We start from the raw sequence: 17,021 nt of genomic DNA on the forward strand, positions 1-17,021 counted from the left end.
CGCCGTGGACCGTCGGGCCGTGCCCGGGCGCGATTCCGGTTCCGGGACCATGTGTCTGCCCTCGCTTCTCTCCGGGACCGTGGGCGGCCGGTGGAGCCAGGGGGCCACGCGGGCTCCGGTGGGGCACCCGGGAGCGCCGTGGTGTGCGCACCACGGCCCGGGTCATCACGTCCACCCCACCTCTTTCCGTGCCGTCGGCTGTGTCGGGGAGCTGACGTATGCCTCTACCGTGCCCCCGGCGCCCGGTGGCAGTCCTTAGGGGAACCCCCTAGTACGACCCCCAAACGGGGCGCCGGGTGCCGGGGGCGGGGTTACTCAGAGTGGCGGGCCGCTCCCGGGCGTCGTGGGCCCACCGCTCCGACGTCGTCGTGGGCCCACCGCTCCGACGTCGTCGTGGGCCCACCGCTCGACGTCGTCGTGGGCCTACCGCTCCGACGTCACGGCCGCGAGGTGCTGAAGCTGTCGTGCCAGCCGGCCGACCGGGTCGGTTTGCCCGGCGACCCGGTCCAGGGCCCCGGCCGGGAGGGGACCGCCGGCCATGGTCCGCACGGCTTCGGTGAGCTCGGCGAGCGCCTTTTCCACCTGCTCCAGCCGGATCTTCAGCAGGATGTTGTTGACCCTGGAGGTCAGCAGGAGGTGGTCCAGGGGCTTCGGCAGATAGTCCTCGGCGCCCATTTCGAGGCAGCGGATGACACTGTCCAGCTCGCCCACGGCCGACATCATGATCACGGGCGTGCGGCTGAGCTGCTGATCGTGCTTCATCACGTCGAGCGTCGCGTAGCCGTCCATCCCCGGCATGAGGATGTCGAGCAGCACCACATCGAAGTCGCCCTCGCGCAGCATCCGCAGAGCCTGGAACCCGTCCTCGGATGTCGCGGTCTCCAGCCCGGCCATTTCCAGGCGATAGGTGAGCGCCATGCGGTTCGTGCGGTCGTCGTCCACGACCAGGATGCGCCCTTTCGTTCTGGTTCCGTCGGTCACGTTGGTTCCGTCCGTGATGGCGTTGCTATCGGTCATGGCCAAGCTCCGCTCTCTGGGCGACCAGCCCGTCTCTCGCGGCGCGGTACTCCGCTTCGATGCGGTTCACCAGCGGTGCCGCCGCGCCGGGATCCCCGCCGGCGCCGAGGTCCTCCGCGTCCTGGCACGGCCGGACGAGACGCGGGAATCCAAAGGTGTGCGCGTGGGACTTGAGCGTGTGGGCGGCTCTGCGGAATGCGGTTGTGTCCCCCTGGTCGAGGCCGCGGCGAAGGCTCTCGATCAGTTGGGGGGAGTCCTCCAGGAAGGCGTCGATGAGCTGGCCGGCGAATTCCTTGCCGAAGGAGCTGATCAGGCGCGCGAAGGTGGGTTCGTCGAGGACGGGCAGGGCGGACTCCTCGGTGCCGGCCGCCGGCTCGGGCTGCGCCGTCTCCGGGCCGGCCGCGGGCGGCACCGCTCCCGGCTCCTCTGCGGGCGTTGCCGTCTCCGGGCCCGGTGCCGGCTGCGCCGTCGTCGGACTCCGCGCGGGGGGACCGAGGGGCACCCGGTCGAGTGCCTCGGCGAGATCGACGCCGCGCAGGGGCTTTCTGAGGTAGTCGTCCATCCCGGCGGCGAGGCAGGCGTCGCGGTCCTCGCTCATCGCATTGGCGGTGAGGGCGATGATGTACGGCCGTTCCGCGGCGGACAGGGTCCGGTGGATCCGCCGGGAGGCGTCCAAGCCGTCCAGCACCGGCATCTGTACGTCCATGAGGACCACGTCGTAGCGCGTGTGCCGCAGTGACTCCAGCGCCTCGGCTCCGTTGCCGACGGTGTCCACCGAGTGACCGGTCTTCCGGAGCATCCGCACGATCAGCTGCTGGTTCACCAGGTTGTCCTCGGCCAGCAGGATGCGCAGGGGGGCGAGGCGGCTCTCCTTCACCTCCGGCCGCTGCGCCGTGCGGGACGGTTCGACGGGCACCGTGACGCCGAGCAGCGTGCGGCAGAGGTCCGTGTAGAGCTCGGCCGCCCGGATGGGTTTGGTGTGGTAGCCGGAGAACTCCGCCAGACTCTCCTGGGCCGCCATGGGGCGGCCCACGGACGTCAGCAGGTACAACGGCAGCTCTGCCCTGCTCCGGTAACGGCGGATTTCTTCCGCGAGGGTGATGCCGTCCATGTCCGGCATCTGCATGTCCAGAATTCCGATGTCGAACGGATCGCCCTGCCGGACCCATTCGAGGGCCTCCCGCGGGGATCCGGTGGCGCGTACCACCATCCCCCAGGCGCTCGCCTGGCGGGTGAGAATCATCCGGTTCGTGGATTTGTCGTCCACGACCAGCAGGTGTTTTCCGCGGAGCTCGACACGGGAGACCACCTGGCTGGAACGCATCGCTTCGGGAATTTCTCGCGTTTCCACCGTGAAGTGGAAGGTCGACCCCACGCCCAGTTCGCTCTCGACCCACATCGTGCCGCCCATCAGCTCGGCCAGCCGCTTGCTGATGGCGAGGCCGAGTCCGGTCCCGCCGAAGCGCCGGGTGGCGGACGCATCGAGCTGCTCGAAGGGCCGGAACAGCTGGCCCAGGCGGTCCGCGGCCATGCCGATTCCGGTGTCGCACACGGAGAAGTGGAGGCGGATGATGCCGTCCGTGCCCTCGGGAGCGGGCGGGGGAGGCGTTTCCGGCGGCTCCGGGGAAGGGCCCGGTTCCGCGTCGGCCCAGGCGACCTTGAGGACGACTTCGCCGGTTTCGGTGAACTTGACGGCGTTGTTGAGCAGATTGATGAGGATCTGGCGCAGCCGGTCGACATCTCCGATGATTTCTTCCGGCAGTTCCGGATCGATGAGGTACGCCAGGTCGAGGTCCGGCTTCTCCGCGGCCATCGGAGTGACGAAGTCGAAGGCCGATTCCACGCACTGCCGAAGCTGGAGGGGCTCCAGTCGGAGATCGAATTTCCCGGCCTCGAACTTGGAGAAGTCGAGGATGTCGTTGATGATCGTGAGCAGGCTGTTACCACTGTTCTGGATGACCTGAGCGAATTCGGCCTGCTCGGCATCGAGCGGGGTGTCCAGCAGGATTTCGGTCATGCCGATCACCGCATTCATCGGCGTGCGGATCTCATGGCTCATGGTCGCGAGGAACGCGCTCTTCGCCTGGGTGGCGACCTCCGCCGCCTCCTTGGACGCCTGGAGCTCGGCGGCGGCGCGGGACCGTTCCAGTACCCGTCCGAGCTGGGTGCTGACGTTGAGCAGCAGCCGCAGCAAGGCGTCGTTCGGCTCCATGGCCTCCGGGGTCAGGAAGTCGAGGACCGCCGCGACGTCCTTCCCGATGACGACCGGGACGGCGATCCTGCCGGTCACCCCGGCACCCTCGGCGACGCCGGGCGACGTCGGGCGGGGCCCGGCGGACGCCGCGGTGATGTCCCGTATCCAGGCGGGGCGGCCGGTGGCGCGCACCGTGGCCGGCAGGCCCTTCGGCGCGTACAGTCCGGCCGCCGCGGCGATGTCGCGCAGCGGCACCCCCAGGTTCTTCTCCTCGACGTGCCGGATGGGCGACGTGGTGAACTCCGGCTCCGGAGCGGGTCGGCCGGTGCGCGAGCCCGAGCCGCGCGTGGACGCGACGAGGTGGACGTGGCCGACCGGCCACCCCATGTGCCGGCACACCAGGTCCAGGACCGTCTGTACCGCGTCCTCCCAGCTGTCCGCCTCGTTGGCGGCGGCGGCCACGTGCTGGAGCAGGCCGAGCGACTCGGTCTTCTGGTTCAGCTCCGCGGTGCGCTGGCGGACCTCCTCCTCGACGGCGGAGTAACTCTCCTGGAGCCTCCCGGCCATGACGTTGAAGGCGGTGGCCATCGCGCCGATCTCGTCGCGGCTCCGTACCGTCGCGCGGCGCGTGAGGTCGCCCGCGGCCAGCGCCCGCGCGGCCTGCACCACGGCCGCCACGTTGCCGGTGATGCGTCGGGAGAGCAGCGCGACCACCACGATGATCACGGTGAGGACCGCGGCGATGCCGGCCAGGACCCGCAGGTTGCGGTCGTGGAGGTTGTCCAGGCGGGCGTTGAGCATGTGCTCTTCCTGGTCGAACAGGGCTTTCCACAGCTGCGAGTTCGCCCGGACGGCACCGGTGGCCCGGGCCCACCAGGCGGCCCGCGGGAGCGTGCTCCGGCCGCTGGGCGTGAACTCCCGGTTCACGGTGCCGGTCACCTCGCGGACCGATGAGGTGGCCTTGGCCAGCAGGGGCTGGACCGCGGGGCGGAGCCCGGTGTGGGAGGTGGCCCCGAACGCCCGGTTCAGATCGCTGTTGAGCTGGAGGAGGTTCTGGTTGAGCACCGTGGTGTCGTAGGCGAGGCGTACCCGGTTGCCGGTGGACCGGTCGCCCTGGGCCAGTATCGCGTCGCCCCGCTCCGTCATCTGGTAGAGCTGGTTCATCATCTGCGGCTCGCGGAGCAGCAGCCCGGCCATCGTGTAGTACGTGTCGAGGTCGGGGTCGAGAATCAGCTTCGAGGTGTCGCCGACGTAGGAACCGAGCGCCAGCAGGTTCCCGATGAGCCGGGTGTAGCGCGGCACGTCGGCGCGGACGTCGGGCGGAGCGGACGCCAGCCGCGCCCAGTCGTGGCGCAGGGCCGCGGGGGCCAGCCCGCTCTTCCCCTTGGCGGAGAGGTCGGGGACGGTCGTGCGCAGCGGCTCCCGCAGCCGCCGGTCGACCCGCAGCAGCGCCGTGAAGTCCGCGTTGACGGCACGGTCGGCCGCCGCGACGCGGCTCCTCGGGACGGGCTCCCCGGTGATCTCGCGGTGCAGCAGCGCACGGCGGTCGGAGACGTCCTGCACCAACGCGCTCAAGGGACGCAGGTACTGAACGCCGCTCAGCTCGGTCCGAGCAAAGTCGATCTTGCTGTTCTGCTGGTCGACCAGGGAGAACGTGGCCACCCCGAGGGGGACCATGAGGGCGATGCACAGGGCCAGCAGCTTGTGCCAGATGCGGGGCGCGAAGCGCATTCCGCGGCGGCCGCGGGCTCCGCCCTGCGGTCCGTCCGGGACGGGGGGCGGCTTCGCGTCGGGCACGGCGGACACGGGTTACTCCGGTTCGGCCGCCGCGCGGGTCTGCTCCGAGCGCCCACCGAGCTGGCGCCGGCTGGTGACGCCGAGCTTCCGGTAGACGCTGGACAGATGGACCTCCACGGTCTTGGCCGTGACGAACAGCTTCTGCGCGATCTCCCGGTTGGTGTGCCCGGCGACGGCGAGGTCGTAGACCCGTTGCTCACTCGGCGTCAGCGACTGCAGACCGGTGACCGCATGGCGCCGCGGGCGGATTCCGGCCACGTGCAGCTCGTCCTGGACCTGCTGGACGAGGGGCGCCGCGCCACGGGCCTCGGCGATGTCCAGGGCGTCGCTGAGCAAGGTCCGCGGCTGGCTCCGTACGCCGTGCCGGCGCAGCGCCGCCCCGTAGTCCGCCAGCGCCTTGGCGTACTCCAGGCGGGCCGGGGAGCACTCCAGCCGGGTGACGGCCTGGCGCAGGAGACCGATGTCCGCGTCGCCCTCGCTCAGCGTGCCGGCGATGCGCAGCGCGCGGCCGAGGGCCCGGGGCGCGCTCCAGTAACGGGCCAGTTTGAGCTCGGCGTCGGCCATGGTCCGGGCCTCGTCGTCCCGGCCGAGCAGATGCAGGCACAGGGCGGCTTCCGACCGCCAGGGCACGAGGGCGGGGTTGTCCCCGCCGGCCGCGCTGAACGAAGCACCCGCGGCCAGCGCGGCGTTGAGGGCCTCCGTCGTGTGGCCCTGGAGGCGCAGGAGGTGGGCGCGGCTGTACAGCACGTAGTACATCAGCCCGGTGAGCGGCGCGGGATCGGGAACGCCGGTCCACTCCAGGGTGGCCTGCGCACGCGACAGCGCACCCTGCTCGATCTGCACCTCGGCCTGGACGGGGCCGAGGACCAGCCGGCGCAGATCCAGCGAGGCCGCGTCGACGGCGCGCATCGCGTCCGCGGCGTCCGCGGCGGCCTCGTCGAGATTGCCCTGGTACAGCCATGCCATCGCGCGGTAGACCAGGGCCCCGGTCAGGTCGTTGACCGACCCCTGCCGGTGCGCCTGCTCGACCGCGGCGTCCAGGCTGCCCAGGACCTCCCTGCGGTCGGCGCTGATCAGGGCCAGCCAGCCGAAGGACAGCGACATCTGTCCGTCGGACGGCCCGGTCGGCGCGTCGTGGAGCGCGCGCTGCGCCCGGACGACCGCCCGCGGGTCGCCGATGACCGCGTCGTGCCCGGCGATGACGCAGTCCAGGTACCGGCCGCCCATGCTCTCGCTCGGTTTGGGGGAGCGCAGTGCCGCGACGCGGCCGAGGATGTCCTTCCGCAGATCCGGCCGGCCGGGTTCGTAGAGCGGGATCGAAAGGATGCAGGCGTTCAGCTGGTGGAGCAGCTCGGTGTCCTGCGGTGGCGTATCGGCCAGGGCCTGTTGCCAGATCGCCAGGGCTTCCTCGGCACGCCGCAGCGCGAGCAGCGCGTCGCCGAGGACCAGCGCGATTTCGGCGCGCTGCCGGGACGGCCCGGCCAGTTCGTGCGCCTCGGTGAGATACGGAACGGCTGCCGCGCTGTCCACCCGCCGCATGGCGCTGCCGAGGGCGAAGAGAAGGTCCAGCCGGTCACCGGTCGGCGGGGGCTCGGCCAGGGCGCGGCGCAGATACGTCGCCGCGGTCTCCGGGGAGCCGCGGGCCAGGGCGCTCCGCGCCGCCGACCACAGCAGGGTCACGGTCTCGGCGTCTCCGGAGGGCAGGGTGCGCAGCAGGTGCAGGGCGACCTTCTCGATCTCGGCCTTGGAGTCCCGGAGCAGGTGCGCGGCGGTCCGGTGGGCGCGGTGGCAGTCGGCCGGGGTGATCTCCTCGTACACGGCGGCCCGCACGAGCGGATGCACAAAGCCCCACCGGGGGTTCAGCACGTCCGACGGTAGGGCGGTGCGGAGGATCTGGGCGTGTTCGAGGCTCTTCGCCGCCTGCAGCGCCTCCTCCCGGTCGAGCCCCGCCAGCTCCGCCGCGTGGCTGAGCTCCGCACCGTCCCCGAGCACCGCGATGGCGCAGGTCAGCGGCCCACAGCTGGGGGGGAGGCGCCGCATCCACATCGCCACCCGCCGGGCGATCGCGCGCGGGCCCAGGGCGTAGACCTGCGGGATGTGCGCGGCGGTGGGCTCGACGTGCTCGGCGGCGAGTGCCTCGGTGAGCTCCTTGAGCAGGAGGGGATTCCCGCCGGTCGCGGACCAGCAGGCGGCGAGGAAGTCGTCGTCCTCCGGTTCGGGTGACCCGGATTTCGCGAATTCACGGATGACGAGCGAGGCCGATGCCTCGGCACTCAACCTGGACGGAGAAACGAGCACCGAGGGCGCTGTGGTGACAATCTGGTCGAGAGTGTGCGACGTGGAATCTGCTTCAAATGGTCTGAGGGTTCCCACCACGCAGGCCGGGATGTCCTCAAGGCGCGGCATGAGGTAATGGAGAAACTTCAGCGAATCGCTGTCCGCCCAGTGCAGATCGTCGACCGCAATCATGAGGGGCTGCTCGTCGCAGATGTCCGCGGTCAGCCAGTACAACCCGTGAAGCATGGAGAAGTCCCCGCCCGGGGAGCGTTCGGGAACCACTCTCTTCAGTACGACCGCCGCCTGACCCGCGGTGCCGGACAGAATGCGCTCCCGATCCGCCGCCGTCATCCGTGCCAGGAGCGGTTCGAAGAGCTGCCGCACCACTCCGAAGGGGAAGTCGCTTTCGAGTTCCGAGCCTCGCGCGCCGGCCACCTGAAAACCGGCGGAAACAGCGATCCGCTTGGCTTCGGACAGCAGACTGGTCTTTCCGATTCCGGGCGCACCCTCGATCATCACGGCTTCCCCATGGCCGTCGCGGGTCGCATCCATCGCCGCCCGCAAGACCTTGAGCTCGCCGCTTCGCTCGTACAGTCCGGCCATATGCGGCATACATTCCAGTATGCGCGTCAGGGGCGTGGGGATGCCCGTTGCGGGGGCCCGTGGACCCGTTGCGGCCAGGGGTCCGGCGACCGTGCACCTCCCGGGCGGGCCGGGCGCGGCCCCTTGTGAGGGCAGGTCGATGAGCCACCGTTCGCGCCGGGGCGGGGGCGGTGACCACGGCGGGGGCGGTGATCACGGGGTGTGCAGGGCTATCGTGCGACGGTGTACGACGTTCACCGAGAGCGGGAGTCGCAGTGGTCCTGCCGTACACCGACGCGATCCAGCAGCTGGTCGACGCGCTCGCGGCGCGGATCCGGCGCTCGGTCGCCGTGGACGACCGGCGCGGCGGCCTCCTCGTGTCCAGCCGGCACTTCGGGGACGAGGACACGCTCCGTATCGACGTGGTGCTGTCCCGGCGGCTGCCGGCCCGCGTCGCCGCGTACCTCGACGGTTTCGGCATCGCCACCTCCGACGAGCCCCTGTCGGTTCCTGCCAGCCCGTCTCTCGGGCTCAAGGCCCGGCGGTGCTACCCGATTCGTGATCACGGCCGGCTGCTCGGTTACCTGTGGCTGATCGACGAGCAGGCGAAGCGCTTCGACGAGGTGGTGGGCGAGTGTGTGGTCCAGTTGTCGGCGCGGCTTCGGGAGCGGTCGCTCCAGCTGGCCGAGGAGGAGCGGCGGCGCCGGACCGTGGTGGCCGACCTCCTGCTCGGGGGTGAGGGCTCCGCTCGCGCCGCGGCGGACCTGGTAGGCCGAGGGCTGGTCGGCGCGGAGGACGAGATCGTGGTGATCGCGGCCGATGCGGCCACGGACCCGGAGGCGGTCGCCGCCGTGATCGCGGAGGCCACCGCTCGGGGCGGCCGCGACGAGCCGGCGGTCCGGGCGTTCGCGACGGTGGCCGGGGACCGCGGTGCGGCCCTGGTGGCCGGCCGGGAGGAGGTGGCGCGCGCGGCGGCACGGCTGGCCGAGACGGTGCGGCGGGGCGTGCCGCGGCGGGACGCGGAAGGTGGCGGCGCCTTCGTCGGCCTGAGCGACGCCGGCCGCCTTGAGCGGGCTCCTGACCTGTGGCGTCAGGCCGTGCTGGCGTCGTGGGCCGCCGCCGGGCTGCCGGGGTCGGCACCGGTCCTCTCCTGGCGGGACACCGGCGTCCACGGCCCGCTCATGCTCGCCGCGACGGCATCTCCCGACCTGGTGGTACCGCCGGAGATCGCCGACCTCGGCGCGGGCGGACGCACCGACTCCCTGGCCCACACCGCCGAGGTGTTCCTGGATGCCGCGGGGGACACCGCGGCCGCGTCCGAGCGGCTGATGATCCACCGGACGACGCTCTACTACCGGCTGGCCCAGATCGAGAAGAAGACCGGGTGGGACCTGAAGAACGGCCGTGACCGGTTGACCTTGCACCTGGGGCTGAAGACGCAGCGCCTGCTCGACAGCGGCATCCCCGCTTTGCTACGGGGAGAGGAAAAGCACCGGGGAAGTTCCTGACCCGTGGCGATGCCGGCGGGGGCCGGGCGGCCGGAGACTCCGGGGAACCCGGACGACGGCCGCCGGGTGCGGACCGACACGCGAAGGACCCTCATGACCTTCCCCACCGACCGGCAGCGTCTCGCGGATCAGCTCACGATCGGCTCGGAGCTGATCTACCTGCCCCGACAGGACGTCGAACACCTTGGGCTGACGCGTGACGCCATCCTGGAACTGACCCGCCAGGCCCTGGTCGAGCACGGCCACCGCCGCTACGAGATGCCGGCCAAGATCGGTGTCCACCCGTACGACAACGTCTTCTACCACGCCATGCCGGCCTACCTGCCCGGGCCGGGGATCGTGGGCATGAAGTGGATCGAGTGCTACCCGGACAACCCGCGCACGTGCGCTCTTCCGCAGACCACCGGGCTGCTCGTACTCAACGACGTGCACACCGGGGTGCCGTTGGCGGTCATGGACTCGGCGTGGCTGACCGCCATGCGCACCCCGGCGGTGACGGCTCTGGCCGCCGCCGCGCTGCACCCCGACGCCACCACGTTCGGGATGTTCGGCTGCGGCGTGCAGGGAATCGAGCATGTCCGCTACGCGGCCCTGGCGATGCCCAGGCTGGAGACCGTCCACGTCTACGACACCAACGGGGCCGCCGCTGACGCCCTGATCGCGACGCTCCAACCCGAGCTGGAGGTACGGATCATCAAGGGCGCGTCGCCCGAGGCGGTCACCAGGAGCGCGGAGGTGCTGAGCTCGGCGACGGTCATCCTGCGCCGGCCGCTCGCGGTGGTGAAGGACGCCTGGGTCACCACCGGACAGACGATCCTCCCCTGCGACCTGAACACCTTCTGGGATCCGCGCACCGCCCGGCGCGCTGACAAGTACCTCGTCGACAGCGTCGAGGAGCATGAACTGTTCGCGTCCATGGGGTACTTCCCCGACGGCCTGCCCGAGGTGACGGCCGAGATCGGCGAGGTGCTGGCCGGTGTGCAGCCCGGCCGTGAGCACGCCGACGAGATCATCGTCAACAGCAACATCGGCATGGCCGTCTGCGACATCGCGGTGGGGAACGCGCTCCTGCACCGCGCGCTGGAGCGCGGTGTCGGAGTGCGGCTCCCCCTCTGAATCTCCGGGGGTAGGGGGCGGGGTATTTCCGCCCCCTTTCCCAGGACGCTCTCGCCCGAAAGCCATGGAGCGTCAGCGAGCATCGCGCCGACGGATGTCAGCGTTCCGTAAGAGTTGAATTGTTCCGCGACGGCCACGCGCCGCGTTGGAATGGAAAACATGAAACTGCGAGTCTTTCCACCGGAATTCAAGGGCAGATTGCACGATGCCCGCACGGCGACCTCGATCGGCCGGTGGCTGGGGTCGGCGTTCGCCGTGTGCTTCGTCACCGGGCTGTTCAGCCACGTCATGCAGCACCCGCCGGACTGGCTGGCCGACAGCATCCCGAGCCGCCCGGCATGGGGTTACCGGCTCACGCAGGGGCTGCACGTCGCCTCCGGCATCGCGGCGATTCCGTTGCTGCTGGCGAAGTTGTGGGCGGTGTATCCGCGGTTGTTCGGATGGCCGCCGGTGCGGTCGGTCACACACGCCCTGGAGCGGCTCTCGATCGCGGTGCTGGTGGCCGGTTCGCTCTTCGAGTTGGCGACCGGGCTGCTGAACACGGCCCAGTGGTATCCGTGGCCGTTCTCGTTCGTCCCCGTGCACTACGCGGTGGCGTGGCTGGTCGTCGGTGCGCTGCTGCTGCACCTGGCGGTCAAGGCCCCCGAGATCAGGGCGCATTGGACCCGCCGGTCGCCCGGGACGCTGGCCCTGCCGGTGCAGGACGGTCCCGATCGGCGCTCGTTCCTGGCCGTGGTGGGCGCCGGCGTCGGGGCCGTCACGCTGACCACCGTGGGCCAGTCCTTCACCCCGCTGAAGGATCTCGTGCTGTTCGCGCCCCGCCGCCCCGACAAGGGCCCGCAGGGGCTGCCGGTCAACCGGACCGCCGCCGCGGCGAGGGTCGGCGGGATCACCGCCGAGGAGTACCGCCTGGTGGTGGCCGGCCCGCGGCCGTACACCCTGACCCTGGCCGAGCTGCGCGCCCTGCCCCAGCACGAGGTGGAGCTGCCGATCGCGTGCGTGGAGGGCTGGAGCGCGTCGGCCCGCTGGACCGGCGTACGGGTGCTGGACCTGCTGGCGGGTGCGGGGGCGCCGGCGCATGCGCGCGTACGGGTGGAGTCGTTGGAGCCGAGAGGCGGCTACCGGGTGTCGGAACTGGGGCGGGAGCACGCCCACGATCCGCTGACGCTGCTCGCCCTGCGGGTGAACGGCGAGGAACTCCACCCTGACCACGGTTACCCGGCGCGGCTCATCGCCCCGAATCGGCCGGGCGTGCTGCAGACCAAATGGGTCGGGCGACTGGAGGTGCTGGCGTGAAGGCGCTGCGCGTAGTGGCGGGGGCCGCCGGTGTGGCGCTCATGGGCGTCGGGGTGTCCCTGGTGACGGACGTCCGCGACCCGCTGGACGTTCTGGTGTGGCTCGGCGGAGCGGTCCTCCTGCACGACGCGGTGATCGCCCCGTTCGTGCTGCTGGCCGGGTGGGTGCTGGTACGCGGCGGGGGGCGCGGTCCGGTCCGCGGGGCGCTGCTGGTCGCGGGCGCGTTGACGGCGGTGGCACTGCCCGTGCTGCTGCGGCCGGGGAAGACGGCCAACGCGTCGGTGCTACCGCTGGACTATCCGCGCAACTGGCTGATCGCGGTGGTGACCGTGGCCGTGGTGACGGTGCTCTGGCTGGGCGCGCGCGGGTTCGGGCGCGGGTTCGGGCGCGGTCGTCGGCGGCCCGATGCGTGACTTGTGTGCGCGGCCCTGGGGCGAGCCGTCGGCGAGGACGCGCGGGCGCACGAAGTTACGAACCCCTGACGTCCTGGCGCCGAGCGGCCCGCCACCGGGTTCGCCTCCCTACGTTTCGAGTGTCACACCAGGATTCCTGTCGAGGACGGAAGCAGGAGGCGACGTCGGCGGTCCGTGCGGACGCGACATCCCTTCGTCTGCTGCACGTCCGTAGCGTGAGTGAGTTGATCAAGATTTCCCCCTTTTCTGTGGACATCGTGCTGCCCTGTCTCGACGAGGCCGAGGCCCTGCCGTACGTGCTGGAGCGGATCCCGCCGGGCCGGCGCGCGATCGTCGTCGACAACGGTTCCACCGACGGTTCTCCGGACCTCGCCCGCGCCCTGGGGGCGGATGTCGTCCATGAGCCGCGGCGCGGCTTCGGCGCCGCCTGCCACGCGGGCTATCCCCTGCAGATGGTGGTCCGCGCCGCCGACGCCGGCTGGCGGGTGGCGGAGACCGATCTCGCGGGAGGCGTCCGATGAACGCCCGTGCCACGGCCCGGGACGCCGTCACCCTGCTGGTCATCGCCAAGGAGCCGGTCCCCGGGCGGGTCAAGACCCGGCTCACCCCGCCCTACACCCCCCAGGAGGCGGCGGCCCTGGCCCAGGCGGCTCTGGCCGACACGCTCCACACGATGCTCCACGTCCCCGCCCGGCGCCGGGTGCTCGTCCTCGACGGAACCCCGGGTCCCTGGCTGCCGCACGGCTTCGAGGTCGTGCCGCAGTCGTCCGGCGGCCTCGACGAGCGGATCGCCGCCGCCTTCGAGGACTGCGACGACGGCCCGGCGTTGCTGCTCGGCATGGACACCCCGCAGGTCACCCCGGACCTCCTGGCCGGTGTCGGCCACGACGGTCACGACGCCTGGTTCGGCTCGGCGGCCGACGGTGGCTTCTGGGCCCTGGGCCTCGCCGACCCGGCCGGCGCCGGAGCCCTCGTCCGCGGGGTACCGATGTCCACCGACCGCACCGGGGACGTCCAGCGCCGCCGGCTCGTCGAGGCCGGACTGACGGTCGGTGACCTGCCGTTGCTGCGCGACGTGGACACCGCCGCGGACGTCGCCGCGGTGGCCGCCTGCTGCCGGCCCGGATCACGCTTCACCGCCACCCTGGCCTCGCTCGCGGAGACCGTCCGATGAGCGGCACGGCGAACGGGAGACGCACTGCCGTCACCGGACGGGCCGCGCCGGTGGAGCGCACCGTGACGGAGCAGAACCTCCGGCACGTCACGCTCCCCACCCGGCTCCGGGCACCGGTGCGGCGCGCCGATCGGCTCACCGCCGTCGAGCCCGGGGAGCCCTGGACGGACGACCCCTACGGTCGTGCCCTGCGCGCCGGCCGCGGTCCGCTGTACCTGCGCCGACTTGCCCCCCGCGCCCACGGGACGGCCGAGCTGCTGCCCCTGGACGTGGAGCGCTTCTGCGCCGCGCCCGACGCCGCCGACACCGGCGTACTGCACCGCTGCACGGGACCCGTCCTCGACGTCGGCTGCGGGCCGGGACGACTGGTGGCGGCCCTGGCCGCCCGGGGGACACCGGCGCTCGGAGTGGATGTCAGCCCGGTCGCCGTCGCCCGCACCCGCCGCCTGGGCGGAACCGCCCTGCGGCGGTCCGTCTTCGACCGGCTGCCGGGCGAAGGCCGCTGGGGCACGGTCTTGTTGATGGACGGCAACGTCGGCATCGGCGGCGACCCGGCGGCGCTGCTCGCGCGCCTGCGCGACCTCGCCCGACCCGACGGGCGCCTGCTGGCCGAAGCCGCCCCGCAGGACGTGGACGAACGCCTCACCGTCCGCGTCGAGGACGCCCACGGCCACCACGGCCGCCCCTTTCCCTGGGCCCGCCTCGGCACCACCGCCCTGCTGCGCGCCGCCGACGCCGCGGGCTGGGTCCTCACCGGCCGGTGGACCGCCGACGACCGCCCCTTCCTGGAATTCCAGCACCTGCACCACGGCCCCGACGCCGCACACCCCACGCCTGCCGGAGGGCCGGACCGCCCATGACCGACACCGCCGCCCCGCACCGGCCGGACCCCGGTGGCGCCACCGCGCCCCCCTCCTCGACCCGCTCCCCACGGGCGACCGGACACCGGACCCGGACCCGCGTCGCCGTGACCGCCGCCCTCCTGGCCGCCCTCGCCGCCGTCCTCGTCCACACCCTCCACTCAGGCGACAACCAGAGCGCGCCCGGCCGGCTTCTGGCGGGATACGCCGTCGCCTGGGCGCTGTTCGCCGCTGCCGTGTGGGCCGTACGCACAATCCCGGCCCGCGCCGCGACCGTCCTCGTCCTGGCCGGCTCGGCCGCCATCGCGCTGGCCGGGCTCACCGCGCAGCCGCGCACCAGCAACGACATGTACCGCTACGCCTGGGACGGCCGCGTCCAGGCCGCCGGAATCTCCCCCTACGCCCACCCGCCCGCCGCACCACAGCTGACCCGTCTGCGCGACGACTGGCTGTTCCCCCCACCCCAGGCCTGCAAGGGCTGGGGGATCACGCGCACCGACGACGGCCTCTGCGTCCGCATCAACCGGCCCACCGTCCCCACCATCTACCCCCCACTCGCCGAGGGCTGGTACCTCGCCGTGCACACGCTGTCCCCGGCCGACAGCCGCCACAAGCCGCTCCAAGTCGGCGGCGCCGTCCTGGCCTTCGCTACGACCCTCGCGCTGCTCCGCGTCCTGCGCCGTCGCGGCGACCCGCGGCGGGCCCCGGCCCGGGCCGCGCTGTGGGCCTGGTGCCCGGCCGTCGCACTGGAAGCGGTCAACAACGCCCACATCGACACGCTCGGCGTGCTGTGCGTCGTGCTCGCGCTCGGCACCGCCACCGCGGGAGTCCGCCGCGGTGCGCTGCTCGGCGCCGCGATCGCGGTCAAAATCCTGCCGGTCCTGGCCCTGCCCGGAGCCCTGTCCGGGCAACGCGGCCCGGCCCGCGTGCTGCGCGTCGTCGCGGCCGTCGTCGGCACCGTCGCGCTCGCCTACCTGCCCTACGTCGCCGCCTCCGGCGCGGGCGTCCTGGGCTACCTGCCCGGGTATCTCCACGAGGAGGGCTACGAACCCGGCCACGTCCACCGTTTCGCCCTGCTGCGACTGGTGTTGCCGGACGCCGCCGCCGGCGCGACCGCGGCCGTTGTGCTCGCGCTGATCGGGCTCTTCGTGTGGTGGCGCGGTGACCCGGCGCGCCCCTGGCGCGGCGCCCTGCTGCTCACCGGCGCGACCCTGCTCCTGTTCTCCCCGAGCTATCCCTGGTACTCGCTGCTCGTGGTGGCTCTCGTCGCCATGGACGGCCGCTGGGAGTGGCTGACCGTCACCCTCGCCGGCACCGCCCTCTACCTGGGCGGCCGGCTCCTCCCCGGATTCCCCCTCCAGGCCTGTGCCTACGGATGCGCGGCGCTCGTGATCGCCACCGGCGCGTACCTGCGCTCCGGCCGGGCCCGCCGCATCGTGGCGTCCCACGTCGGCAACCGATCCCCCCGGCCCGGCCCGGGGCAGCTGGACCGGTAGCGGCCGCGGATGTCGGCCGGCGAACCGGTCAGCCGCGTCGACGAGCCGCACCCGGCCGGCCGGCGGCTGCCACCAGGACGACGGTGATGCTGATCAACAGGGACCAGGCGCCGATCTTGTCCACGGCGACGGGCTGCCAGCCGTGGAGCTGGTAGGGGTAGCGCCAGGCGCCCAGGTAGGTGGCGAGGTTCTCCGCCACCCACAGGAAGAAGCCGATCAGCACGAACGACAACGCCAGCGGCATCCGTCGGCGTACCCCGCGCACGGTGAAGTGCACGACGGTGCCCGCCGTGACGGCCACCAGCAGTCCGGCCAGGGGGAAGGTTGCGGCGGGAAACCGCTGACCGGCACCCGTCCGCCGCTACGAACGGCCACCCCGGCCGCCGGCCTTTCGGCCGCCAACTGGCCGTAGCCCCCGCCCCGGCCGGGGCGGGGCGGTCTCGGAGCCGCACCTCTTCGGTTGCACCGGGTCACAGCGCGGAGCGGACGGTGCTCTCGAACTGGGAGACGTGCGCGCGGGCGAGGTCGCGTGCCTGGTCGGCGTGGCCCGCGATGATCGCTTCCAGGAGCGGCCGGTGCTGCTCGATGTGCTCGGAGACGTGCGGCAGGCGATCGAGGAACAAGTGCCAGATGCGCGTGGCGAGGTTGTAGTAACTCCCCAGCGTGGCTTCGAGGTAGCTGTTGTGGGTGCACCGGTAGATCGCCCGGTGCACCTCGGTGTCCAGCCGCATGAGGTCCGCGTCGGTGGTCGCGGGCTCGTCGAACTCTTCGAGCAGCCGGCGGAGTTCCTCCTGCTCGGCGCGGGTGCGGCGCTTCGCGGCGCTGTAGGCGGCGTGGCCCTCCAGCTGAAGCCGGACCTCGGTGATGAGTGCGAGGTCGGTGATGTTGACCTCGGTGGCGAAGGTGCCGCGGCGCGGGAAGATCGCCACCAGCCGCTCGGACTCCAGCCTCTTGATCGCCTGGTGGATGGGCGTGCGACCGAGGCCGAGCCGGCGCATCAGCTGTTCCTCGCTGATCGGGGCGCCGGGCCGGATCTGCAGGGTGACGATCAGGTCTCGGATCGCCTCGTATGCCTGGTCGGTCAGCGACGGCGGGGTGCCGTGGCGATCCTGCCGGGCGGACGTGTTGACGTGGGCAGTCATGCGGCCTAGCTTAGGCGGAGAACTGAAATATCAGTCCTGTTTCTAGTCGAATTTCAGACTCGGGTGGCGGTGGCTCCCGTGATCTTGTTCCCGTGATCCGCAGCCACCTCGGGTGCGGCAGGAAGACTCTCCCTCTGGCGTTGCGGAGT

The 17,021-nt window shown here is 72.1% G+C and carries 11 protein-coding genes and 2 pseudogenes; 8 read left to right on the plus strand and 5 right to left on the minus strand.

Annotation, left to right across the window (positions count from 1 at the left end; translation table 11 throughout):
• Nucleotides 1–423: 423 nt before the first annotated feature.
• From EST54_RS01995 to EST54_RS02005, 3 genes are read right to left on the minus strand one after another with little or no spacing between them, the layout of a single operon-like run.
• On the minus strand, nucleotides 424–1,017 hold the full coding sequence (locus tag EST54_RS01995; RefSeq protein WP_129244313.1) for a response regulator: 594 nt from the start codon (nucleotides 1,015–1,017) through the stop codon (nucleotides 424–426).
• The gene (locus EST54_RS02000) at nucleotides 1,007–5,017 is read right to left on the minus strand and encodes a response regulator (protein ID WP_129244315.1); all 4,011 of its coding nucleotides are present in this window, start codon (nucleotides 5,015–5,017) and stop codon (nucleotides 1,007–1,009) included. The genes EST54_RS01995 and EST54_RS02000 overlap by 11 nt, the downstream gene beginning before the upstream one ends.
• Before the next feature lie 3 nt (nucleotides 5,018–5,020).
• Nucleotides 5,021–7,897, minus strand: coding sequence for a helix-turn-helix transcriptional regulator (locus tag EST54_RS02005; protein ID WP_129244317.1), 2,877 nt, complete (start codon nucleotides 7,895–7,897; stop codon nucleotides 5,021–5,023).
• A 245-nt stretch (nucleotides 7,898–8,142) separates the two neighbouring features.
• Here EST54_RS02005 and EST54_RS02010 point away from each other — a divergent pair, with 245 nt between their 5' ends.
• The 8 genes and pseudogenes from EST54_RS02010 (at nucleotide 8,143) to EST54_RS02045 (ending at nucleotide 15,730) form a co-directional block, all read left to right on the plus strand.
• A complete protein-coding gene (locus tag EST54_RS02010) occupies nucleotides 8,143–9,375 on the plus strand; it encodes a PucR family transcriptional regulator (protein WP_129244319.1) in 1,233 nt (410 codons plus the stop codon).
• A 93-nt stretch (nucleotides 9,376–9,468) separates the two neighbouring features.
• A complete protein-coding gene (locus EST54_RS02015) occupies nucleotides 9,469–10,491 on the plus strand; it encodes an ornithine cyclodeaminase family protein (protein WP_129244321.1) in 1,023 nt (340 codons plus the stop codon).
• 150 nt (nucleotides 10,492–10,641) lie between these two features.
• Nucleotides 10,642–11,787: a molybdopterin-dependent oxidoreductase gene (locus EST54_RS02020; protein WP_129244323.1), complete on the plus strand. Its 1,146-nt coding sequence runs from the start codon at nucleotides 10,642–10,644 to the stop codon at nucleotides 11,785–11,787.
• Nucleotides 11,784–12,200, plus strand: coding sequence for a hypothetical protein (locus EST54_RS02025; RefSeq protein WP_129244325.1), 417 nt, complete (start codon nucleotides 11,784–11,786; stop codon nucleotides 12,198–12,200). The genes EST54_RS02020 and EST54_RS02025 overlap by 4 nt, the downstream gene beginning before the upstream one ends.
• A gap of 248 nt (nucleotides 12,201–12,448) precedes the next feature.
• A pseudogene (locus EST54_RS02030) lies at nucleotides 12,449–12,640 on the plus strand (glycosyltransferase); the annotation flags it as partial.
• Between the two features lie 77 nt (nucleotides 12,641–12,717).
• Nucleotides 12,718–13,374 (plus strand): TIGR04282 family arsenosugar biosynthesis glycosyltransferase, encoded by a 657-nt coding sequence (locus EST54_RS02035; protein ID WP_129244327.1) that lies wholly within the window; start codon nucleotides 12,718–12,720, stop codon nucleotides 13,372–13,374.
• Nucleotides 13,375–13,436: 62 nt separating this feature from the next.
• Nucleotides 13,437–14,234, plus strand: a complete 798-nt coding sequence (locus tag EST54_RS02040; protein ID WP_338059676.1) for a class I SAM-dependent methyltransferase — start codon at nucleotides 13,437–13,439, stop codon at nucleotides 14,232–14,234.
• Entirely contained in the window at nucleotides 14,231–15,730 is a 1,500-nt protein-coding gene (locus EST54_RS02045) for a glycosyltransferase 87 family protein (protein ID WP_129244331.1), read from the plus strand. The genes EST54_RS02040 and EST54_RS02045 overlap by 4 nt, the downstream gene beginning before the upstream one ends.
• A gap of 28 nt (nucleotides 15,731–15,758) precedes the next feature.
• Here EST54_RS02045 and EST54_RS02050 read toward each other — a convergent pair.
• Both EST54_RS02050 and EST54_RS02055 read right to left on the minus strand, forming a co-directional pair.
• Nucleotides 15,759–16,064: pseudogene (locus tag EST54_RS02050) on the minus strand (DUF817 family protein); the annotation flags it as partial.
• A gap of 136 nt (nucleotides 16,065–16,200) precedes the next feature.
• A complete protein-coding gene (locus EST54_RS02055; protein ID WP_129244333.1) occupies nucleotides 16,201–16,872 on the minus strand; it encodes a GntR family transcriptional regulator in 672 nt (223 codons plus the stop codon).
• Nucleotides 16,873–17,021 lie beyond the last annotated feature (149 nt).

The organism is Streptomyces sioyaensis (genome assembly GCF_004122735.1).
GTDB lineage: Bacteria > Actinomycetota > Actinomycetes > Streptomycetales > Streptomycetaceae > Streptomyces > Streptomyces sioyaensis.

What these genes read in the sequence shown, in the direction of transcription:
- EST54_RS02020 (WP_129244323.1), top strand. Translation starts at nt 10,642, where the DNA reads ATGGAAAACATGAAACTGCGAGTCTTTCCACCGGAATTCAAGGGCAGA.
- EST54_RS02015 (WP_129244321.1), top strand. Translation starts at nt 9,469, where the DNA reads ATGACCTTCCCCACCGACCGGCAGCGTCTCGCGGATCAGCTCACGATC.
- EST54_RS02005 (WP_129244317.1), bottom strand. Translation starts at nt 7,897, where the DNA reads ATGCCGCATATGGCCGGACTGTACGAGCGAAGCGGCGAGCTCAAGGTC.
- EST54_RS01995 (WP_129244313.1), bottom strand. Translation starts at nt 1,017, where the DNA reads ATGACCGATAGCAACGCCATCACGGACGGAACCAACGTGACCGACGGA.
- EST54_RS02055 (WP_129244333.1), bottom strand. Translation starts at nt 16,872, where the DNA reads ATGACTGCCCACGTCAACACGTCCGCCCGGCAGGATCGCCACGGCACC.
- EST54_RS02035 (WP_129244327.1), top strand. Translation starts at nt 12,718, where the DNA reads ATGAACGCCCGTGCCACGGCCCGGGACGCCGTCACCCTGCTGGTCATC.
- EST54_RS02045 (WP_129244331.1), top strand. Translation starts at nt 14,231, where the DNA reads ATGACCGACACCGCCGCCCCGCACCGGCCGGACCCCGGTGGCGCCACC.